Raw genomic sequence first — 24,156 nt, 5'->3', positions numbered from 1 at the left:
TGCGGATACCGGGTACAGAATGTAAAATAATTCGGAATCCGAATCAGATGGCGAAATTAACTTTAAAGAACTTGGCAAACGTGCATTGCTGGTTGGCCCGGTTTCCGGCTTGGACTAGCTTACAACGCATCAAGTCCGCTTTATGTGAGCGCGTGGCGGGACTGAGCACGCTTTGTAATAGCGGGCTATTACGTCGATGACCGTTGAGTCATTTCCGCCAAGAATAGCGCTGCAAGGTCTCGGTCTGTGCCTGCTATGCGTCTTGCAAAAGAATAGTTGGTCATGTTGGCCGGGCCGTGTTTTCCCGAGCGGACCTGATCAAAAGCTAGGCATATACTAGTCCGTGGTGTTGCTGCCAGCTTACAGAATTGAATAGCGAGAAGCGCCAGCCGCAATGCCAGAAAAGCGAGTCGCGACGAAGCCTGCCGTAGAAGGGTTTCGCGTTGACCAATCGCATCGGAGGAGACTTGTGGCGAGACACCAAATTGAGAATGCATCGAGTCCTGGCGATCAGTCTGTGATGCATGGACTGATGGCTCAGGCGCAGCGCGCCGACGTCCTCCACTCTGACCGCGACACCATGCGCGCATGGGAGCGTTTTCTGGCGGGCGAGTCATCAGTAGCGGTTCCCTCGGCTCTTATTGCATCCTGGCAACGTAGTCTCGCGTCCGGCGTTAATCCTTCTGCGAGCCTCGCGCCGTTCGCGGTACACGGCGACGCTGTCGACGCTTTGCGTTGGCGTCATCGGGAGTTGCTGGCGGCCGCCGATCGCCTTTTCGCCGCGACCGGGGATCTGTTCGCGGATTCACACTCCATACTGCTTCTGACCAACCAGGACGGTGTAATTCTCAAGGCGGCAGGCGACCTGCGCACGTTGACGGCCGGGGAGAAGATTCACTTGACGACCGGCGGCGACTGGCGTGAAGCGATGGCGGGCACCAACGGCATCGGCACCGCGCTCGCTACCGGTGAGCCCACCTATATTCATGGTTCGGAACACTTCTGCGAAGGGATCAAGTCCTGGAGTTGCGCGGCGGCGCCGATTTGCGAACCCGGAACCGGTGCGATCATAGGTGTACTCGATATTTCCGGTCCGCCTTCGACTTATCAGATCAATAACCTGACATTGGCGATTACGGCGGCGCGGCAGATTGAAATGGTGCTGGCCGAGCAGTCCGCCCGTCAGCATATGCGCCTGTTGGCCTTTTGCCTGCAACGGCTCTCATCGTCCGACGCAGCGGGGATGATTGCCATCGACCGGCGCGGCCGGCTCGTACACACTACCGGCCGCGTACCGCTTCCCGTCGGCATAGGAGAGCGGTTCCCCGGCATGGACGAAAGTTCCGCGGTGGCGGACTGGGCCCGGCACCTGCCGCAAGGCTTGCGTGCCGAATGGTTCAACCCGGTTGTCGTTGAAGGCAGCACGATCGGCGCAATGCTCGTTGTTCCCGCGATCCGGTCGCGCTCCCCCGGCAAGCGGACAGCCGAGCGCATCAACGTGCCAGGAAGCGCAACGGCTGGCGGTGAGACGGGTAGTGAGGCCGGAAGCGAGGCGGACCCGCAACGCAATTGTTTCGCCCAGATACTCGGGCAGAGCGCTGTCATGCTCGCCGCCGTCAATCGAGGCCGCCAGCTTGCCCGCAGACGCGTACCGGTGTTGATCGAGGGCGAGACCGGAGTCGGCAAGGAACTGTTCGCGCGCGCAATCCACGGAGAGGAAGGTGGTGGCGGATCTTTCGTCGCGTACAACTGCGGGGCGGCGTCGAAGGAGCTGATTGGCAGCGAGTTATTTGGCCACGTGCATGGCGCATTTACGGGAGCGACTGCAGAGGGGCGACCCGGCCGGTTCGAACTGGCCCATGGCGGCACCCTGTGTCTTGATGAAATCGGCGAGTTGCCACTTGAACTGCAACCCGTCCTGTTGCGGGCGCTTGAGGAGGGCGTTGTCTATCGATTAGGAGACACGCAGCCACGGCGTGTCGATGTGCGCCTGTTGGCGATGACCAATCGTAATTTGCATGACGAAGTAAAATCCGGGCGATTCCGCGGTGACCTCTACTACCGCATCAGCGTTACCCGCATACGAATCCCGCCGCTGCGCGAGCGGGATATCGACATTGATCTCCTGGTCGAACATTTCAACCGCCGACTGGCGCTCCGCCACGCGGTTCCGTTACGGCGGCTGAATCCCGAAGTCATGGCCGTGCTGCGCGCTTATTCCTGGCCGGGCAACGTCAGGGAGATGCGAAACATCATTGAAAACTTACTGTTGACGTCACGCGAAGAGGAGGTAGGGCTCGACGAATTGCCTGCGGAACTGCTTGCCGAAACGGTGACCGTCGGCATGGAGGAACCGGTGCCGCTTCAGTCAACCAGTCTGGAAGAAACAGAGCGCGCAGCCATTGCTCGTGCAGTGCATGGCGCTCATGGCAATCTCGCCCAGGCTGCCCGTTCGCTCGGCGTTTCTCGCAGCACGTTGTATAGAAAGCTGGAAATCTATCAATTGGAAAGCATTGTCAAACCAGCCATGGAATGACGGCTCCCGGGTTGTAAACGGACGGCTAACGGACGGCTAACGGGCGGCAAATGGCTATCGGCGGGATTGAAAACTCCAATCGGGAGCCCTGATTCACCTGCTAGATTTAAATGGGACCGTGCAGCTTCGCGCGACTGCATGGCGAGTCATCGAGACGACCTATATTACAACCGCGCATCCCCAATACAGGCTTGCAAGGAGGCTCAGATGTCGCAACTGAAGGGTTCGAAGACTGAAGAAAATCTGAAGGCAGCGTTCGCTGGCGAATCTCAGGCGAATCGTCGTTATCTATATTTCGCGGGCAAAGCGGATGTCGAGGGTCAGAACGATGTGGCGGCGCTATTCCGCTCGACAGCGGAAGGTGAAACGGGTCATGCGCACGGCCACCTCGAATATCTGGAGGCGGTGGGAGATCCTGCCACCGGCTTGCCGTTCGGTTCGTCGCGTCTGAACCTGCAAGCGGCGGTTGCCGGCGAAACGCACGAATACACCGATATGTATCCCGGTATGGCGAAGACGGCGCGCGAAGAAGGTTTCGATGAAATCGCCAACTGGTTCGAAACGCTGGCCAAGGCGGAGCGTAGCCACGCAAATCGTTATACCAAAGCGCTCGATGCGCTAGTCGACTGACGAGAGGCGCGTCGGCGTCAGCGCCGGCGTTCCTGGTACCTATCGCGCTCGCGGGTGTGGCCAAGCATGCGATGTCGTTTCGCAGGTTGCCGCTCGCGCCTGCGCGATGCGTAGGGCATGGCGCGGCGGGTCTGCATTCCCGCGGCACCTATCCGGCGTCAACGTACAAAAGTAGAAAATCACAACAGGAGCATGATGTCATGCCCCATAAAGAAGGCAGTCTCGAAGCGCCCACGCGGCATCCGCTCGACTGGCTCTCGGACGGGTTCTACGACCAGGACGCGCTCGATCAGGAACTGGCGCGCGTCTTCGATATCTGTGCGGGGTGCCGGCGTTGTGTGTCGTTGTGCGGTGCGTTTCCCACGCTATTCGATCTGGTCGACGCAACCGATACAGGCGAAGCGCACGAAGTCGACAAACACGAATTCGGCAAGGTGGTTGACCAGTGTTACCTGTGCGACCTGTGCTACATGACGAAGTGTCCCTACGTGCCTCCGCATCCGTGGAATGTCGATTTTCCGCATTTGATGCTGCGCGCCAAAGCGGTCGACTACAAACGCGGTGACGTGAAGCTACGCGACAAGTTTCTGTCGAATACCGATGCGCTAGGTCATTTCGCGGGCATTCCTGTCATTACGCAGACGGTGAATGCGGTCAATCACACTGCCGCAGCGCGCGGCCTGATGGAAAAGGCGCTTGGCGTAGACAAGGACGCATGGTTGCCTGATTTTGCGGCGCGTAAATTCCGCAGTGCAGCGAAAAAATCGAAGGTGTCACAGTCACAGGCGGTCACTGGAGAGCGTACGCCCGGTAAGGTCGCGATTTACGCCACGTGTTATGTGAATTTCAACGAACCGGGAATTGGTCACGATCTGCTTGCCGTGCTCGCTCACAATGAAGTGCCTTACGAACTCGTTGCCAGTGAAGCGTGTTGCGGCATGCCGCTGCTGGAGCAGGGCAACCTGCAGGGCGTCGCTGACAAAAAAGAAAAGAACCTGCCGGTGCTTGCGAAATATGCGCGCGAGGGTTATGCGATCATCGGCGCGATTCCGAGCTGCGTGCTGATGTATAAGCACGAACTGCCGCTGATGTTTCCCGACGATGCCGATGTGCGCGCCGTCAGCGCAGCCTTTTGGGACCCGTTCGAATACTTTGTGTCGCGTCATCGGGATGGACTCCTGAAGACTGACTTCAAGACCGGGTTGGGCCGGGTGTCGTATCACGTGCCGTGCCATGCGCGGGTGCAGAATATTGGCCGCAAGACGGCAGAAACCTTGGGGCTGGTGCCGGATACGCAGGTGAACGTAGTCGAGCGCTGTTCCGGGCATGCCGGCACGTTCGGCGTGAAAAAGGAGTTTCATCGCACGGCGATGCAGATTGGCACGCCGGTATTCAAGGCGATGGCGCAGTCGCAGCCCGACTACATTTCGTCGGATTGTGCGCTGGCCGGCCATCATATCGAACAGGGGCTCGATGAAAATGGCTTGCCGAAGGCGGAGCTTGCGCATCCGCTGACGCTGTTGCGCAAGGCCTATGGTCTCTGATATTTCGCACTGCAAGGACATCCGATGAGCATCACTCGCCATTCGCTGTTGTCGCTCGAGAACTATTCGAAGTCGCGCATTACGATGCGCAACCAGGTGATTGAGCATAAGAAAGAGCGCACTGTGCCGCTAGGCAATCACGTCACGTTCCTGTTCGAAGATGAGCTGACGATCCGCTATCAGATCCAGGAAATGCTTCACATTGAAAAGATCTTTGAAGAGGAGGGTATTCAGGCTGAACTGGATGCCTATCTGCCGCTTGTGCCGGACGGCAGCAATCTGAAAGCGACGATGCAGATTGAATATGCGAACGAAATCGAGCGGCATGCGGCGTTGGCGCGGCTGATTGGCATTGAGGATCATGTGTTTATTCAGGTGGCGGGTGAACCGCCGGTGTATGCAATTGCTGATGAGGACCTGGAACGCGAGAATGAAGAGAAGACCTCGGCGGTGCATTTTGTACGGTTTGAATTCACGCCCGCGATGAAGGCGCGTTTGCGGGATGGGGCGGCGTTGCAGATTGGATGCGATCATCCGAATTATATTGTGCCTACGCAGACGATAGAGTCGCGGGCGCGGGCTTCGTTGTTGAAGGATTTGACATGACAGGGAGGGGTGTGCGCGCTTAGGGGCGGGGTTGATGGTGGGGCGGTGGTTTCGGTGTTAGTGGTCAGGGGTCTATGCCGGGGTGTGTCGGTTCTGGGGTTAGTGGTCAGGGTCTATGCCGGGTTGGTGCTTTCAGCGTTAGCGGTCTGCGAGAGTCGGATTTTCTCTTTATCACTATTAGCCACTGTGCGTGGCGGCACGTCATTTCTTTGTCCAAAGCGACAAAGAAACGAAGCAAAGAAAACGCTTTCAACCACGCTACCCTAAGTGTCCACAGCGTGCAGTTTTCATTCATGGGTGCCCCAAAAGCACGGTGCTCGCTAGAGCGGAGGATGTGTGAACCCCTCTTTCTCCGAACACCGATACCCACACGCTTCGCCACCAGTGATTGAACCTGCCCAAGGGGCACCCCGCGCTATCCGCGGACGACCACCCACCAATTGTACGCATGACGAACCATGTCGGTAACCCACCAAGAAACGGGGCCGCGCGGATGTATGAGGTCTTAGCCGGCGAAAAGAATTGTGCATGCTGCGCAATAGCCCACCAAACATGAAGCCGTAAGTATGCGTTCGGCCGTATAGCCCACCAAAAAAAACAGTGCACGCTTGGCCAACGCTCCAAGAAACGCGGCAGCGAATACGCGTGAGGCCGTGCGGGTTCCTCGGCAATTCGTGCTTGCCCGAGAGCGTACGGGGCGAAGCGTGTTCGTGTCAGGATTCGCGAGAAGGAGGGGTTCACACATCGGTGGCTCTGGCGAGCACCGTGCTTTTGGGGCACCCAAGTATTGGAACTGCACGCTGTGGACACTTAGGGTAGCGTGGTTTAAAAGCGTTTTCTTTGCTTCGTTTCTTTGTCGCTTTGGACAAAGAAATGACGTGCCGCCACGCACAGTGGCTAATAGTGATAAAGAGAAAATCCAACTCTCGCAGACCACTAACGCTGAAAGCAGCAACCCGGCATAGACCCAGAATCGCTAACCCCAGAACCTAGCAACCCGGCATAGACTCCGACCACCAACCCTGCAACCCACCCCCGACCAAGCGCAACCCCACCCCCGCCCAAGCGCAGCCCCACCCCCACCCAAGCGCAGCCCCCTCCCCGATCATATTCTTGACGGATTGTATGATAGACATATAATAAGTTAAAAACCCGTATCCAAAAAAGTGGGCTGCTCCGCAGCAAACCCCAGGAGACAAACGTTGATGCTAGCCGAAGCCAGTATTGGATATCGTCTCGACCGATTGCCGCTCTCGCGCTTTCACTGGCGGCTGCTCGGCCTCGTTGCCGCTGGCATGTTCTTCGATTCGTTCGACATCTACATCGCCGGCTCGGTGCTCGCCGCGATGATCCACAGCGGCGAATCAACACTGCAACTCAACGCAGGTTTCGTCTCCGCAACCTTCATCGGCATGATGGCAGGCGCCTGGCTGTCGGGCCTGCTCGGCGACCGTTTCGGACGGCGCTTCTCCTACCAGTTCAACCTCGGCGTGTACGGCTTTGCATCGATCGCCGCAGCTTTGTCGCCGAATATCTACTGGCTTATCTTCTTCAGACTGGTAATGGGCCTTGGCATGGGCGCGGAGATCGTGGTGGGCTACGGCACGCTCAGCGAATTCATACCAGCCACATGGCGCGGACGCTTCGGCACTATTCTGAACCTGATCATCAATACGTCGCTGTTCTTCTCCACGTTCATCGGCTGGCTGATCATTCCCCATTACGGCTGGCGGTGGATGTTCGCCATTGCAGGCGTCGGCGCACTGATCGTCTGGTTCCTGCGCAAGTCGATGATGGAGTCGCCGCGCTGGCTGGCATCGCGTGGACGCACCACGGAAGCCGAGGAGATCGTGACGCGGATCGAGACCGCTTGCGGGGTGAGCGCGGGCTCACCCGACTATCCGCACGTGTCCGTGGACCTTCTGTCGCGTGACACCGCGCCCGAGACGCCGGCGCGCCTGGCCGATCTCTTTTCACGTCGGCTGATCAAACGCACAATCACCGGCATCACCGTGCTGATCGGATTGTTCACGGTCAATTACGCATTCGTCAGCTGGATTCCGACGTTCCTGGTGAAACAGGGACATAGCGTCTCCAACTCGCTGGGCCTGACCACATTGATGTTCGCGGGTGGCCCGTTGGGCTCGCTGATCGCCTTCGGACTCGCCGAACGCCTGGGCAGGAAGTGGGGCATCGTCGCGTTCTCCCTGATCGGAATCGCATTCGCCGTTGCGTATCCGTTCGCGCAAACGCAGACGATGATCACGGCCTGCGGCTTTGCAATAACCGCGTGCATCTACGTGCTGTCGTCATTCAGCGTGGCGAGCTATGTGCCCGAACTCTTTCCCACGGAAGTCCGCTTGCGCGGCTCAGGGCTGTGCAACACGATCGGCCGCGGCTTCAACATTCTGGTTCCCTATCTCGTCGCCATGGCATTTGCATCGTTCGGCATAGTCGGCGTGGTGTCCATGATTGCCGGCACCTTGCTGCTGCAAGCGGTGATCGTGGCGGCCATTGGCCCGGAAACCAAGAATCGTTCGCTCGAAGAGATTGCCGGGGCAGCGACAGTCGAAATCCCACCCGAAGCGGACACGAGCCCGGCCAGCGCGCTCAAATAGCCTCCGCTCGAAAGCCATCCGCAAAGAAAGGAATCCCAGCTCATGCCAACGCCTGAAAACTATCGCATCTTCGCCGTGAAGTACGCGCACCACGCGCGCCGTTCCACCGAGAACTTCATTGGCGGCGATCCGCACGACGTCCCCATGCCACTCGATTATTTCGTATGGGCGGTCGTTGGCGAGTCCCGCGCATTTATCGTGGATACGGGGTTCGACACCAGCATGGCGCAACAGCGCGGACGCACCATCACCAACCCGGTTGAAGCCGGTCTGAAGCGGATTGGCATCAGGCCGGAGTCGGTGGACGACGTCATCCTCACGCACATGCATTACGACCACGCGGGCAACCGCGCGCTCTTTCCGAAGGCGCGTTATCACGTTCAGGACAAGGAGATGGCCTATTGCACGGGTCGCTGCATGTGTCATCACGCACTGAGTCATCCATTCGAACCGGAGGACGTCAAGGCGATGGTCGGCCGGGTGTTCGACGGCCGCGTGGAGTTTCACGACGGCGATTCGCAACTCACGCCCGGCTTGAGCGTGCACTGGGTCGGCGGTCATTCAAATGGCCTGCAGGTGGTACGCGTTCACACGGAGCGCGGCTGGGTCGTGCTCGCCTCCGACGCCTCTCATTTCTACGCAAACATACGCGAGAACCGGCCGTACCCGATCGTCTATAACGTTGGCGACATGCTGGAGGGTTTCAAGACCGTCATGCACCTGGCGGACTCGCCCGATCATGTCGTGCCGGGTCACGATCCCGAAGTACTCAAGGTCTATGCACCGCATGACCGCGAAACCGAAGGCTGGATCGCACGCCTGGATGTGGCGCCGCGTTGACTAGCCCTCACTCTGATTCTTACCTGACGGAGAGCAAGACCATGATTGTAGAGATGCGCGTTTATCACTGCCTGCCGGGCCGTCTGCCGGCGCTTCAGGAACGGTTCAGCACCACGACGCTGGGCTTTTTCGAAAAATATGGCATCGAACAGATCGGCTTCTGGACCACGCTGATCGGGCCCAGCAATCATGCGCTTACCTACCTGCTGAAGTGGCAAAGCCTCGCAGAACGCGAGACCAAGTGGAACGCATTCCAGGCCGATGCAGACTGGATCGCCAAGCGCGCGGCGAGCGAGGCGGAGAAGATGATCGTCGAGCGGATCGAGAACGTGTTTCTCACGCCGACGGCTTTCTCGGCATTGAAGTGAGGCAGGGAAAACCCGGATTAATTGTCTATCGACTGATTGTCATACAATCGTATAGACTTATTCCATGGACGCGGCGGGATCGTCGCTCGTCGGATTTGAGCTTTAGTCACGAAGGCAGGACAGATGATGCGACCGCAACGAATTGGTTTTATCGGACTGGGAATGATGGGCACGCCCATGGTGCAGTGTCTGGCGAAGGCCGGCTTTGAACTCTTTCTCGCCGATGCCGACGTGTCCCGTGCCGATGCGCTGGCGAAGGAAGTTGGCGCGGCGCGACTGGATGCCGGCAACGCCGCATCGCTCGATGCACTGATCACCATGCTGCCGAATTCGGCGATCGTGGAGAGCGTGCTGCTCGATGGCGACGCGAAAGCGTGGGCGCGTCTCCTGCCCAAAGGTGCGGTTGTAATCGATATGAGTTCATCGGAGCCGGAGCGCTCGCGCAAGCTGGGCGCGACGCTGGAGAAGATGGGACTCGACTATCTCGATGCACCCGTTTCCGGCGGTGTGAAGAAGGCGAAGGAGGGCACCCTCGCGATCCTCGCCGGTGGCGACGCAGCCGTGCTGGACACTTGCCGGCCGGTGCTCGAGGCCATGGGCAAGAGCGTGCTGCATATCGGCACGGCAGGGTCGGGACACGCGGCGAAGGCGCTGAACAATTACGTCTCGGCGGCCGGATTGATGGCGACGGTGGAGGCGCTGCATATTGCAGAGCGTTTCGGGATTGACCCGGCTTCCATGACAGACGTGTTGAATGCATCGACGGGACGCAGCAATACCTCGGAAAACAAGGTCAAGCAGTTCATGTTGTCGGGCTCCTATGCATCCGGCTTTGCATTGCAGTTGATGAACAAGGACCTGAAGATCGCACGCGCATTGTCCGAAGCAGTGGGCTATCCGATGAAGCTCGGCATGACATGCACATCGGTTTGGGACGAGGTGTCGCAACGTTCGACGCCCGCTACGGACCACACCGAGATGTATCGGCTGCTGGTGAACGACGAATGAACCCGCAAACGGAGAGGACGAACATGTCTCGTGCGGCTCAGTTTTATATCGATGGACAATGGACCGATCCGGTCTCGCCGGCCTGGTTCGACCTGATCGATCCGGCAACTGAAAGCAGGATCGATCGGCTGGCGTTGGGCAATGCGGTCGATGTTGATCGTGCGGTCGCTGCGGCTCGTAAAGCATTTGCCGCTTACTCGGCAACGTCGGTGCAAGAGCGCATCGACTTGCTGCGGCGGATCGTTCAGGTCTATGAGCGGCGATACGATGAATTCGCCGAAGCAATGCGCATCGAGATGGGCTCACCGATCGCGTTTGCGCGGAAAGGTCAGGCAGCGCGCGGTCCCGCGCATCTGAATGCATTGATCGGCGTGCTGGAGAATTTTGAGTTCGAGGAACAGCGCGGCACCACGCGCGTGCGTCTCGAACCCATAGGTGTTTGCGGACTCATCACGCCCTGGAACTGGCCGATCAACCAGATCGTGGTGAAGATCGCGCCTGCACTGGCTGCAGGTTGCACGATGGTGCTCAAGCCGAGCGAATACTCGCCGCTGAGCGCGCTGTTGTTCGCCGAAGTCGCGCATGAAGCCGGGGTTCCTCCGGGCGTGCTCAACGTGGTGAATGGCGACGGACCGGGGGTGGGCGCAGCGATCGCGTCGCATCCGGATATCGACATGGTGTCGTTCACCGGCTCGACGCACGCCGGAATTCTGGTCGCAAAGATGGCGGCGGAGACGGTCAAGCGTGTGGCGCAGGAGCTCGGTGGCAAGTCCGCGAACATCCTGCTCGATGACGTGAACCTGGACGATGCCGTCACGCGCGGCGTGGCCGCGTGCTTCACCAATTCCGGACAATCCTGTTCGATCCCCACCCGCATGCTCGTGCCGCGTCACATGATGAACGACGCAGCACAGATCGCGAAAGCCGCGGCATCGGGCTATAGCGTGGGTGCAACGGACAGCGAGACCACGCAGCTCGGACCGCTTGTCAACCGCAACCAGTTCGAGCGCGTGCAGGTGCTGATCCAGAAGGGTATTGACGAAGGCGCGCGGCTCGTTACCGGAGGAACGGGGCGGCCGGACGGGTTATCGAAGGGGTACTACGTCAAACCGACAATCTTCGCGGACGTCACGCCCGACATGACCATTGCGCGCGAGGAGATATTCGGACCGGTGCTGTCCATCATGGGTTATGACACCGAGGACGAAGCTATCAGGATTGCTAATGGAACGGAGTACGGTTTGGCGGCGTATGTCCAGTCCGGCGATATTGAGCGCGCCCGGGAAATCGGCCGCCAGCTCCGCGCGGGCGGCGTTCACCTGAACTATCCCGCAGCCGACTTTAACGCGCCCTTCGGCGGCTACAAACGCTCGGGAAATGGCCGCGAATGGGGCGAAGCGGGCCTGCGCGAATACCTCGAGATCAAGGCGATGGTCGGCTACGGTCACGCCTGACGCACCCGGAAATGACGTAACCAGAGGATGACAAGCAATGGAAAATAACGCACTGTTTGACAAGGGTTTCGAGAACCGCAAGGAAGTGCTCGGCGCACCGCATGTCGAGAAGTCCTGGGCGAACGCGGACGACTTCAACCGGCCGATGCAGAAGCTCGTCACTGAATACGCATGGGGCGAGATCTGGGGCGATCCCACCTTGACGTTCAAGACCCGGAGCATGCTCAACATCGGCATGCTGACCGCCATGAGCCAGCATCACGAGTTGTCCGTGCACGTGAAAGGCGCGCTCAAGAACGGCGTCACGAAGGAGGAGATTCGCGCGGTGCTGATGCAGGCCGCCGTGTACTGCGGCGCCCCCCTCGCGCTCGCGGCCTTCCGGGTCGCGACCGATGCGATCAAGGCCTACGAAGCCGACGCCGCCAAGGGCTGAGGTTCAACGTTCCCGGGGTTCGACGTTCAATAAGCATCCGCGAGCGATGCAACACGACATCAATGGAGACGAGCATGGAAGCAGTCACGACACACGGCGCAGCAAGAGCGGCTACCGGGCAGTCCGTCGATGAGAAACGCAGGAACGCCATCAAGGGCGCGTTCTTCTCCGAATTCATCGACATGTTCGACATTTACCTGCCGGTCGTCGTGCTCGCCCCGGTGCTGTTCTTCTTCCAGCCGCCGCATCTCGCGCCCGGCATGGAGGCAATCCTCGCTTCCCTCGTTTTCATCACCACCCTGTTGGGCCGCCCGATTGGCGCGCTGCTGTTCGGCATGGTCGCGGACCGGGTAGGGCGTCGCCGGGCGTCGATTCTCTCGGTCTCCGGATTCGGCGTCGTCACGCTGCTGATCGCCCTGCTGCCGGGCTATGAAACGCTTGGCATCGGTTCCTACTGGCTGCTCGTGATCCTGCGGTTTATCGACGGCATTTTCCTCGGCGGTGGCTACACGGGTGCGATGCCGCTTGCCATCGAATACTCGAAGAAGGAGCAGCGCGGCTTCGTCGGCGGACTGATCATTGCCGGTTTTCCGGCGGCCTACGTGACGATCAACCTGGTTGCCATGGTGATGTTCGCCGTGTTTCCGCTCAACGGCCTGCATTCGCCGTATGTGCAGTGGGGCTGGCGCATCCCGTTCGTCATTGGCTCGGTATTGGCGGGCGTTCTCGCGCTGTACTACGTACATAAGGTGTCCGAATCGGAGATCTGGGAGAGCGAGACAGGCGAAAAGAAGCCGGAGAAACTGCCGCTTTCCGATCTGCTTCGTGGCAAGAGCGGACGCAACCTGCTGCAGGTCCTGCTGATGATGTCGGGCTTCTGGCTCACGCAGAACATCATCACGATCTTCATGCCGACTGGCCTGCTTGTGCATACGCTGCACCTGTCCGGTTTCCAGATGTCGCTTACGTTGCTGCTGTCCTATTTCGTGCTGTTTTTCAGCTATATCGGCTCGGGCATGCTCGGCCAGAAAATCGGGCGGCGCACGTTTTTCGTGGTGGTGGGTCCGCTGATCGCGACTGTGGGCGCCGTCATTCTCTATGTGCTTTCCAATGTGGACGGCCTGTCCTTGCCGGTCATCATGCTGCTGGTCATGCTGCTCTCGGTGCTGGTCACTTCGCCGTGGGGCGTTATCGTGACTTACATCAACGAGCGGTTCGTGACAGATGTTCGCGCCACCGGTTTTGGCGTGGGCTTCAGCCTCTCGGTGATCATCCCGTCGTTTTATGCGTTTTATATGAACTGGCTGGGTGCGTTCATGCCGTTGCGGCTTACGCCGGTGGTCCTGCTGTGCATTGGTGGCGTGATTGGTACGGTCGGCGCGCTGATGGGACCGGAAACGAAGCACGTCGACTTTTGAACTTACGGTAGAGACTCATGAATACACAACGCATTGGCTTCATCGGTTTGGGCAACATGGGCGGCCGCATGACTCGCCGTCTGGTCGGGGCGGGCATTGAAGTGCTGGGCTTCGATACCGCCCCCGAACGCGCGCCGGCAGTTGGCGCGGGGGCGGCGACGTCAATCGCGGAAGTGACCCGGTTCGCCGACGTCGTGCTGCTGTCGCTGCCGGATAGCAAAGTGGTTGAAGCGGTGGTGGAGGGACCGGACGGCATTCTCGCCTCGTGCCGCGAAGGACAGACCGTGGTCGACCTGAGCACGGCCGCTGCAAGCTCCACTATTCGACTCAACGCGCTGTTCAAGCAGCGTGGCGTGCAGTACATCGATGCCGGTATTTCCGGTGGCGCCGCTGCAGCGGAGAAGGGCACGCTCACGCTGATGGTTGGCGGCGACGCCGCCGCGATCGAGGCAATCCAGTGGGTCTTCAAGCCGATCGCCACGAAGACAATCACCATGGGCGAGAGCGGCGCGGGCCATACGACCAAGCTGCTCAACAACTTCCTGAACGCGGTGAGTTTGTCGGCGACCGCCGAGGTGATGGTCGCGGGCAAGAAGGCGGGGCTCGATCTCCATCGTTTGCTCGACGTCCTCAACAGCAGCAGCGGCGTGAACTTCGCCACGCAGAACCGCTTTCCGAAGATTGTCGATGGTGACTACCTTGAGGGCGGTTTGACCAGCAGGCTAATGACGAAGGACGTCGTGCTTTATATCGACCGCGTGCGCGAGCTGGGCGTGTCCTCGCTGAATTCGTCGGGTCCGCTGGCGAGTTTCGGCCTGGCCACCGCGCTGGGTTACGGCGACGTGATCAGCAACCGCGTAGTCGATGCGATCGGCGACGTGTCGGGCGGCGTACGTCTCAAGGATGCCAAAAATTCTTCAACAGGAGAACAGTAATGAAAGTGTTTCGCGGCAGGGCTGACGGTGCAGTATCGGAGCAACGCTCGGCTACGTTCAGCGGCGTCGTGTGGGCAGATTCGATCATGCCGACGACCGACAAAGTCACCATCGCGAACGTATTCTTCTCGCCGGGCGCGCGTACCTTCTGGCACACGCATGAGCAGGGGCAGATCCTGCAGGTGACATCGGGCAGCGGGTTCGTGTGCGTCGATGGCGGCGAGCCGCAGGCAATCCGCACAGGCGACGTGGTGTGGATCCCCGCTAATGAGCGTCATTGGCACGGCGCAGGACGCAACAGCTACATGGTTCATACGGCGACCTCGCTCGGGAAGACGCTCTGGGAAGAAGAGGTTGCCGAAGCGGTGTACCAGAACGCGGTGGGCTGACGTCATGACCGCTCCCCTGACACAGCGGCAACAGCAAGCGAAGGATGCCTTCACGCATGTGCACGGCACATGGAGCGATGGCTGGGAGAGCCTGTTGCGCCTCGACGCCAGCTTCTTCGAGGCTTACGTGGCGTTCTCGGCGGTGCCGTCGAAGAAGAATCATCTTGAGGACAAGGTGAAAGCGTTTGTCGCGATCACCGCCTGCGCGGCTGCGACTCACCTTTACGCGGCGGGCGTGGCGCAGCACGTGCGCGCGGCACTTCGCGCGGGTGCAACGCGTGCGGAATTGGTCGAAGTGATCCAGCTCGCGAGCACCGTGGGTATCCACGCTGCGAACGTGGGCGTCCCCGTGCTGATCGAAGTGCTCGAAGAAGAGGGCAAACGCCAGGGTCCGGCGCCGCTCGATGCCCGCCGTGCCGCGCTGAAGGAAAGCTTCATCGAGAATCGCGGGTATTGGCATTCATCGTGGGAAGGCTTTCTCGAACTCGATCCTGATCTGTTTGAAACCTACGTGGCATTTTCTTCCGTGCCGTGGCGTGAGGGCGTACTGGAACCCAAGGTCAAGGAGTTCATGTACTGCGCGTTCGATGCCGCCGCGACACACCTCTACGTGCCGGGCCTGAAACTTCACATGCGCAACGCACTTCGTTACGGCGCGACGGCCGAGGAGATCATGGAAGTGCTGGAAATTGTAAGCACCATCGGCATACACGGCGCCGTACTGGCCGCGCCGATCCTTGAAGCTGCTTTGGATGAGTTCGAACACAACAACGCGTAGGTAACGTCCGACCGCGCAAAGTCTTGCGTAATGGCGGTTTCAGTTGGGACTTCGAGTATCATGGCTCACTGGTAAATCGTCCGACGGGAATACAATCATGCCATCCGATATGGATTTGATACGACCGGAAACATTACGGCATCAGGTCGAGACTGTCCTTCGCCAGGCCATCATGTCCGGGCGTTTTGCACCGGGCGCGCGCCTGGTGGAACGCGAGTTGTGCGAGACACTTGGTGTGAGCCGCACGTCGATCCGGGAAGCATTGCGCAGGCTCGAAGCCGAGAAGCTGGTCTGCAGCGTGCCTCACAAAGGACCTATGGTCGCGGTCATTTCGAAGAGCGAAGCGTCGGAGTTATATGCCATACGTGGGCTTCTAGAGGGGTTTGCCGCGGGTGAGTTTGCGCGGATAGCGAGCGATGCCGCGATCGCGCAGTTTGGTGAAGCGGTGAAGGCGCTGAAGGTGAAGGCCATGACGGGCGACCAGGCCGGCGTGCTGGCAGCGAAGACGGATCTGTATGACGTGTTGCTCGACAATTGCGGCAACGCTCTGGTGAAAGAAATCCTGACCAGTCTTTATTCGCGGGTGAACCTGCTCCGCGCGACGTCGCTGATGCACCCCGACCGGCTGCCGTCGAGTCTCAAGGAAATCGACAAGCTGTTCAAGGCGCTGAAGGCGCGAGATGCGCAGGCGGCCGAGGCCGCCGCGCGCTTGCATGTGGCGAATGCAGAGAAGGCGGCCAGGCGGATGCTGGAGGAAACCGCGAGCGTCTAGGCGTTGCCCGGGCGTTCGCGCCCGGGTTGTCGTCGCAAAGCTCAGGCGGGAATTTTCTCATTTGATTAGGATTACTTTTTATGAAAGGAAAGTCCGCACTGGTCACCGGGTCGTCAAATGGGCTCGGATTCGCGATGGCTGAAGGTCTCGCCCGTTCGGGTTGTAACGTCGTTCTGCATGGGCTTGAAGCGCCGGAGAGCGTACACGATTCCATAGCCCGGATCGAGCAGGATTACGGCGTCAAGGCTACGTATGTTCAAGCGGACCTGACCGATCCTCACGCTGTCTCGACCCTGATGGAGACGGCGCGCGAACGCATGGGCGGTATCGATATATTGATCAATAACGCAGTTGTCCGGCACTTTGCGTCGATCGAGGATTTTCCTGCGGACCGATGGAACCAGGCGCTGGCAGTCAACCTGACGGCAGCGTTTCAAGCTATTCAGCTGGTCCTGCCCGGCATGCGTGCGCGTGGCTGGGGTCGAATTTTCAACATGACGTCGGTGTATGGGTCACGGGCCACGCCGAATCGCGTCGACTACGTGACGACCAAGACAGCGCTGCTCGGGTTGACGCGCGCGGTGGCAGTCGAGACGGTTCATCAGGGTATTACGTGCAATGCGATCTGCCCGGGCACGGTGAAAACGCCGAATATCGAAAGCCGGATTGCGCAGTTGATGGAGGAGAAAGGTCTTGGCCATAGTGACGCTGTGAAGCAGTTCCTCGCCGGCAAGCAACCCACCGGCGAATTCGTCAGCGCGTCACATGTAGCAGAACTGGTCGTGTTCCTTTGTTCAGACGCGGGCAGTCAGATAACAGGGGCCATGATGCCGATGGAAGGCGGCTGGCTCGCCGGCTGAACGCCCCGTCTCGGTACGGAGGGAGGAGACATTCATGAAAGACATCACGCGTACGCTAGCCTCGTTCGTCGCGCAGACGCAGTGGGAAGACATTCCGCCGAAGGTTCGTCACGAGGCGAAGCGCGCGCTGGTGAATTACTTCGCAGTGGCGCTTGCGGGGTGCTCGGACCCGGGCATCAGTAAAGCCGTGAACGTGTACGGCCGTTTCAGTTCGGGGCATGAAGCGGGGCTTGTCGGACGCGGGGAGAAGACCGACATCCTGAATGCGGCCGCGCTGAACGCGATGAGCGCGAACGTCTTCGATTTCGACGATACCCACTTGCCCACCATCATTCACCCTACTGCGCCGGTGGCCGCGCCGTTGTTCGCGCTCGCTCAGGAGTCACTGCTGAGCGGCCGGCAATGGTTGCTGGCGTTCGTACTCGGCGTGGAAATCGAGTGCCGGTTGGGCAATGCGGTGTCGCCGGGGCATTATCAGCGAGGCTGGCACATCACCTCCACCTGCGGTGTGTTCGGCGCGGCGGCGGCCATTGCGAAAGTCCTGAATCTGGACGCTGCGAAAATCGGCTGGGCCTTTGGCCATGCATCGGCGCAATCATCCGGGCTGGTTGAAACGCTGGGCAGCATGTCGAAGAGCATCAGCGTGGGCAATGCCGCCCGTAACGGCCTGCTCTCGGCGTTGCTCGCGCAAGAAGGGTTGGCCGGACCCGAGCGGCCCATCGAAGGCGAGCGCGGCTTCCTGCGCGTGCTGAGCGAAGCCACCGACGCCAGCGTGGACGCAGCATTCGCCACAATCGGCCGCGAATGGGCGCTCTTATCGAATACGTACAAGCCTTACCCGTGCGGCGTCGTGCTTAATCCGGTGATTGAGGCGTGCCTGGGGTTATCGGCGACACAGGGCTTCTCTTTCGCCGATGTCGAGCGCGTCACGCTGAGAGGTCACCCCCTGCTGCGCGCACGAACCGACCGTCCGAACATCACGCTTGGCCGCGAAGCCCAGGTCAGCGCGCAACACAGCGTCGCGGTCGCGCTCGCCCGAGGCCGCGCCGGTCTCGCTGAATTTACCGATGCCGCTGTAGCTGATCCACTGTTGCGGGCCTTCGCCAGCCGTCTGGATTTCGTCGATGACCCCGCATATTCCGTCGAAGCAGCGCAGGTGACGCTCACGTTGCGCTCGGGCGAGACGATGTCGCGCCGTATCGATGCAGCGCGCGGCAGCCTGCAAGCACCGCTCGCGGACACTGACCTGGAAAACAAGCTCAAGGAGCTAGCTGAATACGGCGGCTCTGGTTGCAAGCCGAACCCATTGATCGACGCCCTATGGTCGCTGGAAAGCGCACCTGATTCGTCCTTGCCCATGCAACTCGCCTGTTTGTAAGTCTATAAGCGCGCATGTGGCAAGTACACCATTCATCACTGTCAAGGAAGCATCATGTCGGAACATATGAAGTTGGGCTTTGTGGGTGTCGGCGTCATGGGGCGTCCCATGGCGCGTCGCTTGATCGAGCACGGTCATTCCCTGGTGATCTACGATCGCGACGAGCGCGCCCTGGCGGAGTTGTCAGCGATCGGCGCGCAGGTGGCGAGTAGCGCGCGCGAAGTGGCCGATAGCGCGCACGTCGTTTTCACCAGCCTGCCTACGCCCGCTATCTTCAAGGAAGTCGCATTGGGTGCGGACGGTTTGGTAGAGGGCAAGACGATCAGGATCCTGGTCGACCTGTCCACCGTCGGCTCGCGCACGGAGCAGGAAGTGGCGGCGGGACTGCTTGAAAAAAGCATCGAAACCGTCGATGCCCCCATCAGCGGCGGCGCGGCCGGCGCGCAAAAAGGCACGCTCGCCGTCATGGCCGCGGGCAAGCCGGAAGCGATTGCTCAGGTAAGCGAACTATTCAATATCTTCGGGAAGGTGTTCATCGTAGGGGAAAAGGCAGGTCAGGCACAATTGCTCAAGCTGCTGAACAACATGCTTTCGTCGACGGCGTTTGCGATTACCTCTGAAGCGTTCGTAGCCGGGGTGAAGGGCGGGCTCGACCCGGACGTGATGATGTCAGTGTTCAATGCGGGCAGCGGCAAGAACGGCGCGACACTCGATAAATTTCCGAAGCAGGTGTTGCCGCGCACGTTCGATTTCGGCTTTCCGATCGGCAGCGTCTGCAAGGACATCGGACTCGCGGTGGAAGAGTGCCAGGCGCTTGGCGTGCCGATGTGGTTAGGTAACACCGCACGTCAGGTATGGAATTACGCGGCAATGCAGGACGGCAAGTCGCGCGACATGACTGAACTCGTCAAGTATGTTGAGAGCTGGTCGGATGGCAAGGGTATCGCTGGTTAGAAGGTGCCGTAGATATCCTGGCGTGCATTGGGAGAGCCGTTTGCGCCTTCGCGACGCCGGGCTCTTGCTTGGTCGAGGACTGCGGGGAAGCTGAGTAAGTCGGCTAACGGGCCGATGATGCCCTGTATGCTCACTTAAAACAAATTTCCGAAGCGTGGCGTACTTTAACTTCCTTTTCGTCAAATTCCCCCTTCTTCAACCATGGCCATCGCCTTCGAATCACCCGATCAGCCTGACGTGATCGCCCTCATTGCCGAGCTGGACGCTTACCAGGACACCCTGTACCCGCCAGAGAGCAGGCATGCCCTGGACTTGGCGTCGTTGAAGCAACCCGACGTCTTGTTTGCCGTTGCGAGGGATAGTACGGGCCAGGCAATCGGCTGTGGGGCGATTGTCCTCTGCCCTGAATTTGGCGAACTCAAACGCATGTATGTCAGTCCTCGCGGCCGGGGGCAAGGCGTCGCAAAAAATCTCCTGGCTCTGCTCGAGTCAGGGGCAACAGGCTCTGGCTGCAAGTTACTCAAGCTTGAAACCGGACCGTACCAACATGAGGCGCTGGCTCTCTATGCCTCAGCCGGCTATGAGCGCCGGGGACCGTTTGGCGATTACACGAACGACCCACTGAGTGTGTTCATGCAGAAACACATCGCGGCCTGAGGCTTGGTTTCGTGAGTCAATTCGCCCTATCAACTTCATCTCGGCCGGAACTGTGCATCAAACTAAAATCGGCGGTGTAGTGTTCCTTGGCGGTTATACGATTGGGTGATCAGAATACCGAGTGCGGCGGCGCGATTGAAGCCGTGCATCGAGGAGACAGGAGATGGAAGCAAACGCAGCGTCAAGCGAAGCAGTCAACGCGTTACGGGAAGCGCTCGGCGCACAGGTTGTGGCGCTGCCGAGTGAGTTTGGCGATCGCCGTGTCGAGGACTGGAGCGGATTGCCGAGCGCGGTGCCGCTGGCGCTCATCAGGCCGCGCGACACCCGCGAGGTCGCGGCCGCGCTCGAGATTTGTACTCGCTACTCGCAGCCAGTCGTCACGCAAGGCGGATTGACAGGATTGGTAGGCGGCGCCAATCTACGCGGCGACGAGGTCGCGCTAAGTCTTGATCGCATGAACCAGATCGTGGAGATCGACGCGGTGTCGGGCACCATGACGGTTCAGGCCGGCACGCCGCTGCAAGTGGTTCAGGACGCGGCCAGCGCGGCCGGCTTCTATTTCCCTCTTGACCTCGGCGCGCGCGGCAGTTGTTCCATTGGCGGCAACCTCGCCACCAACGCGGGCGGCAATCGGGTCATCAAGTACGGCATGATGCGCGACCAGGTGCTGGGCATCGAGGCCGTGCTGGCGAGCGGCGCGGTCGTGGGCGGCCTCAACAAGATGATCAAGGACAACAGCGGCTACGATCTGCGCAACTTGCTGATCGGCAGCGAAGGCACGCTCGCGGTCATCACCCGCGCGGTGCTGCGTCTGCGTCCAAAGCCCACGGCAACGGCGACAGCATGGTGTGGATTGCCCAGTTTCGACGCCGTCACCACGCTGCTGCGGCGCGCTCAGGCAGGGCTGGCTCCAGGTGTATCGGCGTTCGAGGTCATGTGGGCGGGTTATCACGATACCGTGCTTGCCAACCTGGACAATTTGCGTGCCCCGCTTGACTCGCCGCATCCGTTCTATGTGTTGCTGGAAAGTGTTGGAACCGATCCCGTCCGGCACGGTGACGCGTTCGAAGAGTTTCTGGCCGCAATGCTGGAGGAGGGCGTAGTGACCGACGCCGCGCTGGCTTCGACCGAGGCGCATGCGCAGGCGTTCTGGGCAATCCGCGATGCCCCCGGTGAATATCAGCGCTTCATCCCGAATCACGCGGCTTACGACGTGAGCTTTTCCATTGCGCAAGTGGGCGAGGCCGCGTCACGCTGCGAGGCGCAACTGCGCGCCCGATGGCCCGACGCCACGATCATGATCTACGGCCATCTTGGCGATGGGAATATCCATATTGTGGTGGACGTGCCTCGCCTGCCGAAGCACGATCACGATGCAATCGACCAGGTCATCTACGACGTGACGAGAGACTTCCGTGGATCCATTTCCGCGGAGCATGGAATAGGCATCAAGAAGAAACACTTCCTGCACCTGACGCGTTCGGAAGCGGATGTAGCGTCGATGCGCGCGATCAAACAAGCACTGGACCCCGCGCGCATCCTGAACCCCGGCAAGATTTTTTAGCGTGGCAATGCGAGCGCTTACAGCGTAAAACTGTCGAGCGGCACTGCCGGAGGGCGCCGTGCGATCAGATCTGCAATCGATCGGCCGCTTGCAAGCGCGAGTGTAAAACCAAGTGCACCTTGTCCGAGGTTGAGCCAGAGGTTTTCGTATTGCGTTGAATCGATGATCGGGGTGCTATGCGGCGTGGCGGGCCGAAGGCCGCACCAGACGGTGGCTTCATCGAAATTACCGGCGCTCGGAAACGCCGCAGCCGATTCAGCGCGTAGCGTCGCGACGCGAGACGGATCGATATCCGCTTGACGACCGGTGACGTCCGCCATGCCGGCGATCCTCAGCCGGTCGCCGAGCCGGGCATAGACGATCTTGCGTTCAAAGTCGGTGATGCTGATGTGCGGCGCGTTGCCGTGCGGGTCAACTTGGGTGGTCAGGCTATAGCCCTTCAACGGATAAAGCGGAACTCGCAGACCTAGCGGCTTGAGCAGCGCGGCACTGGCGATGCCGGCTGCCAGCACGATTTGATCAGCATCGATGGTCTTGTCGTTGGCCACTGCCTCGACCCGTTGGGCGCGAGCCTTCGCGCGACGCAAGGCCGTGACCGTCGTACCGAGCCGGAATTCCACGCCGCGTGCTCGCAGCAGACGGCTCATCTCGACACAAAACTGATAGCAGTCGCCGCTGTCTTCGCTGGGCGTGAAAATGCCCCCTTGCAACTGCCCGGCGAGATGCGCCAGCGCTGGTTCTTTCTGCACACACTCACGGGTATCGAGCGCTTGCTGTTCGCAGCCGAGCGAGCGTTGATAATCGAGCAGACGCAACGCGGCGTCGAATGAAGCGCGCTTGCGGTGCACCACCAGCTTGCCGGCATTCGAATGGCTGAAGTACAAGCCTGGCTCGCTAGCCTGCAGTTGCCGCATCAAATCACGGCTCAGGAACGAGAGCGCCAACAATCTCCGGGTAGACAACTCGCTTTTACGCTGCGTGCAAGCACAGACAAACTGCGCAAGCCAACGCCACTGGTCCGGGTCGAGGCGCGGTCGAAAGCGGATCGGCGAGTCACCGCGCAACAGCCAGGACGGCAGCTTTGACAGTACCCCCGGACCGGCGAGCGGTGCGACATAGCTGTACGAAAGCTGTCCGCCGTTAGCAAAGCTGGATTCGAGTGCAACGTCCTCATTGCGTTCTACGACGGTGACGGTGTGGCCGTCCTCCCGCAGATACCAGGCCGTGGCCAGACCGGTGACTCCGGCTCCAAGTACGAGCACATGCATGGGATATAGGTCAGTGGTTGGTTGAGCTGGAGGACATTGTTCTGCAGCTCGCAAACGGCGTCCAATATCGACCAGCGCTCGCGCTATAGCCGCTGGTTATAGCGCTCGCACCGGCATCTAACTCCGCGACGACTCGCCGGTCGATGTCCTGGTCGATGTCCTGGTCGATGCACCGGGCGCATCGTCACGCAGGAACTGGATGAGCCGCTCCGCCGATTGCGGCGGCGGTCGCGAGTGTTCGGTCACTGCGTACACCTGCAGGGTTTCGTTAATCGCGAGCGGCCGGATCTGGATGTCCGGATGATGCTGGGGATAATTTGCGGTGAACGAATCGACTATCGCGATGCCGATGCGCTGCTGCACCAGCGACTTCGCAAGCGGATAAGTCTGCACCGACAAATTGCTGACTGGGGGCTGGGCCGCCACATCGAGCCACGCGGAGAGGATCGCCCCAAGGTAGTCGTCTGGATCGATGGTGATCAGCGGTTGCCCCGCCAGATCGTCTGCTGTCAGCGGCTGGTCGAGCAGGGCGTCCGCCCACCAGCCGGCCGGTGCAATGGCGCACAGCGTACTTTCGCACACGGGCGTGGCAACCAGGTTGGGATGGGAGACGGGCCGCATGGTCAGCCCGAGTTCGATCTCGTCGAACAGCAGCGCGTGTTCGATCTCGCGGGTGTGTGCGACGCTCAGTTCGCACTTGGATTGCGGGAATGCGCGGCACCAGCGCGCCATGACCTGCGGCAGCGCGTGGTGTGCAAGCGCCGGGGTAGCTGCTACCCGCAACGGTCGGTCAGCGCCGTGCGCCAAGCTCGTGACAAGACGCCGGATCCGCTTGAGTTGTTCATCGAACGGGCCGAGTTCTTCGCGCAGCCGCAGCGCCTCGGGGGTCGGTACAAGTTTGCCTTTGCTGCGCAGGAACAGCGCGAAACCGGCGGACTGCTCGGCGTGCTGCAGCATTTTGCTGACGGCGGGCTGCGAGATGTGCAGAAGCTGGGCCGCGCCGTTGGTCGAGCCGGTGAGCATGATCGCACTGAAGATTTCGATATGTCGCAAACGCACCTGAGTCTCCCTGGATTGACATCGCCATGCAGCTTACGACACATACTGATCGTTTGGAACAAGGCCCTCGGGCAGAGCCGCCTGCGA

Annotated in this window: 22 protein-coding genes; 20 read left to right on the top strand and 2 right to left on the bottom strand. The window is 60.1% G+C overall.

The genetic code is table 11. From position 1 onward, the window contains the following. Positions 1-469 precede the first annotated feature (469 nt). The 20 genes from ACSQ8V_RS25190 to ACSQ8V_RS25095 all read left to right on the top strand — a co-directional run bounded on the left by ACSQ8V_RS25190 (position 470) and on the right by ACSQ8V_RS25095 (position 21,742). The gene (locus tag ACSQ8V_RS25190; protein ID WP_436207515.1) at positions 470-2,536 is read left to right on the top strand and encodes a sigma-54-dependent Fis family transcriptional regulator; all 2,067 of its coding nucleotides are present in this window, start codon (positions 470-472) and stop codon (positions 2,534-2,536) included. A gap of 207 nt (positions 2,537-2,743) precedes the next feature. Beyond that, on the top strand, positions 2,744-3,166 hold the full coding sequence (locus tag ACSQ8V_RS25185; RefSeq protein ID WP_047897154.1) for a rubrerythrin family protein: 423 nt from the start codon (positions 2,744-2,746) through the stop codon (positions 3,164-3,166). A gap of 200 nt (positions 3,167-3,366) precedes the next feature. Then, complete coding sequence (locus ACSQ8V_RS25180) at positions 3,367-4,710, top strand: heterodisulfide reductase-related iron-sulfur binding cluster (protein WP_213765369.1); 1,344 nt, start codon at positions 3,367-3,369, stop codon at positions 4,708-4,710. 24 nt (positions 4,711-4,734) lie between these two features. Continuing rightward, entirely contained in the window at positions 4,735-5,316 is a 582-nt protein-coding gene (locus ACSQ8V_RS25175) for a DUF3501 family protein (protein ID WP_436207514.1), read from the top strand. Between the two features lie 1,205 nt (positions 5,317-6,521). After that, on the top strand, positions 6,522-7,934 hold the full coding sequence (locus tag ACSQ8V_RS25170; RefSeq protein WP_436207513.1) for an MFS transporter: 1,413 nt from the start codon (positions 6,522-6,524) through the stop codon (positions 7,932-7,934). Positions 7,935-7,976: 42 nt separating this feature from the next. Next, a complete protein-coding gene (locus tag ACSQ8V_RS25165) occupies positions 7,977-8,774 on the top strand; it encodes an N-acyl homoserine lactonase family protein (protein WP_213765366.1) in 798 nt (265 codons plus the stop codon). 41 nt (positions 8,775-8,815) lie between these two features. Continuing rightward, positions 8,816-9,142: an NIPSNAP family protein gene (locus ACSQ8V_RS25160; RefSeq protein WP_213765365.1), complete on the top strand. Its 327-nt coding sequence runs from the start codon at positions 8,816-8,818 to the stop codon at positions 9,140-9,142. A gap of 123 nt (positions 9,143-9,265) precedes the next feature. Then, positions 9,266-10,150 (top strand): NAD(P)-dependent oxidoreductase, encoded by an 885-nt coding sequence (locus tag ACSQ8V_RS25155; RefSeq protein ID WP_436207512.1) that lies wholly within the window; start codon positions 9,266-9,268, stop codon positions 10,148-10,150. Between the two features lie 23 nt (positions 10,151-10,173). Beyond that, a complete protein-coding gene (locus ACSQ8V_RS25150) occupies positions 10,174-11,604 on the top strand; it encodes an aldehyde dehydrogenase family protein (RefSeq protein WP_436207511.1) in 1,431 nt (476 codons plus the stop codon). 37 nt (positions 11,605-11,641) lie between these two features. Continuing rightward, on the top strand, positions 11,642-12,037 hold the full coding sequence (locus ACSQ8V_RS25145) for a carboxymuconolactone decarboxylase family protein (RefSeq protein WP_213765362.1): 396 nt from the start codon (positions 11,642-11,644) through the stop codon (positions 12,035-12,037). Between the two features lie 74 nt (positions 12,038-12,111). Continuing rightward, the gene (locus ACSQ8V_RS25140; RefSeq protein WP_213765361.1) at positions 12,112-13,455 is read left to right on the top strand and encodes an MFS transporter; all 1,344 of its coding nucleotides are present in this window, start codon (positions 12,112-12,114) and stop codon (positions 13,453-13,455) included. 17 nt (positions 13,456-13,472) lie between these two features. Further along, the gene (locus ACSQ8V_RS25135) at positions 13,473-14,390 is read left to right on the top strand and encodes an NAD(P)-dependent oxidoreductase (RefSeq protein ID WP_436207510.1); all 918 of its coding nucleotides are present in this window, start codon (positions 13,473-13,475) and stop codon (positions 14,388-14,390) included. Continuing rightward, positions 14,390-14,779, top strand: a complete 390-nt coding sequence (locus tag ACSQ8V_RS25130) for a cupin domain-containing protein (protein WP_436207509.1) — start codon at positions 14,390-14,392, stop codon at positions 14,777-14,779. Before ACSQ8V_RS25135 ends, ACSQ8V_RS25130 begins: the two co-directional genes overlap by 1 nt. A gap of 4 nt (positions 14,780-14,783) precedes the next feature. Further along, complete coding sequence (locus ACSQ8V_RS25125) at positions 14,784-15,557, top strand: carboxymuconolactone decarboxylase family protein (protein ID WP_436207508.1); 774 nt, start codon at positions 14,784-14,786, stop codon at positions 15,555-15,557. Between the two features lie 97 nt (positions 15,558-15,654). Continuing rightward, entirely contained in the window at positions 15,655-16,329 is a 675-nt protein-coding gene (locus tag ACSQ8V_RS25120) for a GntR family transcriptional regulator (RefSeq protein WP_436207507.1), read from the top strand. 80 nt (positions 16,330-16,409) lie between these two features. Next, positions 16,410-17,189: a 3-hydroxybutyrate dehydrogenase gene (locus tag ACSQ8V_RS25115; protein ID WP_436207506.1), complete on the top strand. Its 780-nt coding sequence runs from the start codon at positions 16,410-16,412 to the stop codon at positions 17,187-17,189. A gap of 34 nt (positions 17,190-17,223) precedes the next feature. Next, positions 17,224-18,567, top strand: a complete 1,344-nt coding sequence (locus tag ACSQ8V_RS25110; protein WP_436207505.1) for an MmgE/PrpD family protein — start codon at positions 17,224-17,226, stop codon at positions 18,565-18,567. 54 nt (positions 18,568-18,621) lie between these two features. After that, the gene (locus ACSQ8V_RS25105) at positions 18,622-19,521 is read left to right on the top strand and encodes an NAD(P)-dependent oxidoreductase (protein WP_436207504.1); all 900 of its coding nucleotides are present in this window, start codon (positions 18,622-18,624) and stop codon (positions 19,519-19,521) included. Positions 19,522-19,722: 201 nt separating this feature from the next. Further along, on the top strand, positions 19,723-20,178 hold the full coding sequence (locus ACSQ8V_RS25100) for a GNAT family N-acetyltransferase (RefSeq protein ID WP_436207503.1): 456 nt from the start codon (positions 19,723-19,725) through the stop codon (positions 20,176-20,178). A gap of 163 nt (positions 20,179-20,341) precedes the next feature. Beyond that, positions 20,342-21,742, top strand: coding sequence for an FAD-binding oxidoreductase (locus tag ACSQ8V_RS25095; protein WP_436207502.1), 1,401 nt, complete (start codon positions 20,342-20,344; stop codon positions 21,740-21,742). 17 nt (positions 21,743-21,759) lie between these two features. On the opposite strand, the gene ACSQ8V_RS25090 is transcribed toward ACSQ8V_RS25095, so the two are convergent. Together ACSQ8V_RS25090 and ACSQ8V_RS25085 are read right to left on the bottom strand one after the other, a co-directional pair. Beyond that, on the bottom strand, positions 21,760-23,010 hold the full coding sequence (locus ACSQ8V_RS25090) for a D-amino acid dehydrogenase (RefSeq protein WP_436207501.1): 1,251 nt from the start codon (positions 23,008-23,010) through the stop codon (positions 21,760-21,762). Positions 23,011-23,127: 117 nt separating this feature from the next. After that, entirely contained in the window at positions 23,128-24,069 is a 942-nt protein-coding gene (locus tag ACSQ8V_RS25085; RefSeq protein WP_436207500.1) for a LysR family transcriptional regulator, read from the bottom strand. Between the last annotated feature and the right edge of the window lie 87 nt (positions 24,070-24,156).

Origin of the sequence: Caballeronia sp. LjRoot31 (assembly GCF_964253885.1) — a bacterium.
Lineage (GTDB): Bacteria > Pseudomonadota > Gammaproteobacteria > Burkholderiales > Burkholderiaceae > Caballeronia.
This window is presented reverse-complemented; position numbering and strand designations above follow the sequence as displayed.

Bases quoted from the DNA above. Each gene is read 5' to 3' on its own strand.
- ACSQ8V_RS25125 (WP_436207508.1), top strand. From the start codon at position 14,784: ATGACCGCTCCCCTGACACAGCGGCAACAGCAAGCGAAGGATGCCTTC.
- ACSQ8V_RS25100 (WP_436207503.1), top strand. From the start codon at position 19,723: ATGGCCATCGCCTTCGAATCACCCGATCAGCCTGACGTGATCGCCCTC.
- ACSQ8V_RS25165 (WP_213765366.1), top strand. From the start codon at position 7,977: ATGCCAACGCCTGAAAACTATCGCATCTTCGCCGTGAAGTACGCGCAC.
- ACSQ8V_RS25095 (WP_436207502.1), top strand. From the start codon at position 20,342: ATGGAAGCAAACGCAGCGTCAAGCGAAGCAGTCAACGCGTTACGGGAA.
- ACSQ8V_RS25105 (WP_436207504.1), top strand. From the start codon at position 18,622: ATGTCGGAACATATGAAGTTGGGCTTTGTGGGTGTCGGCGTCATGGGG.
- ACSQ8V_RS25170 (WP_436207513.1), top strand. From the start codon at position 6,522: ATGCTAGCCGAAGCCAGTATTGGATATCGTCTCGACCGATTGCCGCTC.
- ACSQ8V_RS25090 (WP_436207501.1), bottom strand. From the start codon at position 23,010: ATGCATGTGCTCGTACTTGGAGCCGGAGTCACCGGTCTGGCCACGGCC.
- ACSQ8V_RS25110 (WP_436207505.1), top strand. From the start codon at position 17,224: ATGAAAGACATCACGCGTACGCTAGCCTCGTTCGTCGCGCAGACGCAG.
- ACSQ8V_RS25160 (WP_213765365.1), top strand. From the start codon at position 8,816: ATGATTGTAGAGATGCGCGTTTATCACTGCCTGCCGGGCCGTCTGCCG.
- ACSQ8V_RS25150 (WP_436207511.1), top strand. From the start codon at position 10,174: ATGTCTCGTGCGGCTCAGTTTTATATCGATGGACAATGGACCGATCCG.
- ACSQ8V_RS25140 (WP_213765361.1), top strand. From the start codon at position 12,112: ATGGAAGCAGTCACGACACACGGCGCAGCAAGAGCGGCTACCGGGCAG.
- ACSQ8V_RS25180 (WP_213765369.1), top strand. From the start codon at position 3,367: ATGCCCCATAAAGAAGGCAGTCTCGAAGCGCCCACGCGGCATCCGCTC.
- ACSQ8V_RS25155 (WP_436207512.1), top strand. From the start codon at position 9,266: ATGATGCGACCGCAACGAATTGGTTTTATCGGACTGGGAATGATGGGC.
- ACSQ8V_RS25135 (WP_436207510.1), top strand. From the start codon at position 13,473: ATGAATACACAACGCATTGGCTTCATCGGTTTGGGCAACATGGGCGGC.
- ACSQ8V_RS25130 (WP_436207509.1), top strand. From the start codon at position 14,390: ATGAAAGTGTTTCGCGGCAGGGCTGACGGTGCAGTATCGGAGCAACGC.
- ACSQ8V_RS25120 (WP_436207507.1), top strand. From the start codon at position 15,655: ATGCCATCCGATATGGATTTGATACGACCGGAAACATTACGGCATCAG.
- ACSQ8V_RS25145 (WP_213765362.1), top strand. From the start codon at position 11,642: ATGGAAAATAACGCACTGTTTGACAAGGGTTTCGAGAACCGCAAGGAA.
- ACSQ8V_RS25185 (WP_047897154.1), top strand. From the start codon at position 2,744: ATGTCGCAACTGAAGGGTTCGAAGACTGAAGAAAATCTGAAGGCAGCG.
- ACSQ8V_RS25175 (WP_436207514.1), top strand. From the start codon at position 4,735: ATGAGCATCACTCGCCATTCGCTGTTGTCGCTCGAGAACTATTCGAAG.
- ACSQ8V_RS25115 (WP_436207506.1), top strand. From the start codon at position 16,410: ATGAAAGGAAAGTCCGCACTGGTCACCGGGTCGTCAAATGGGCTCGGA.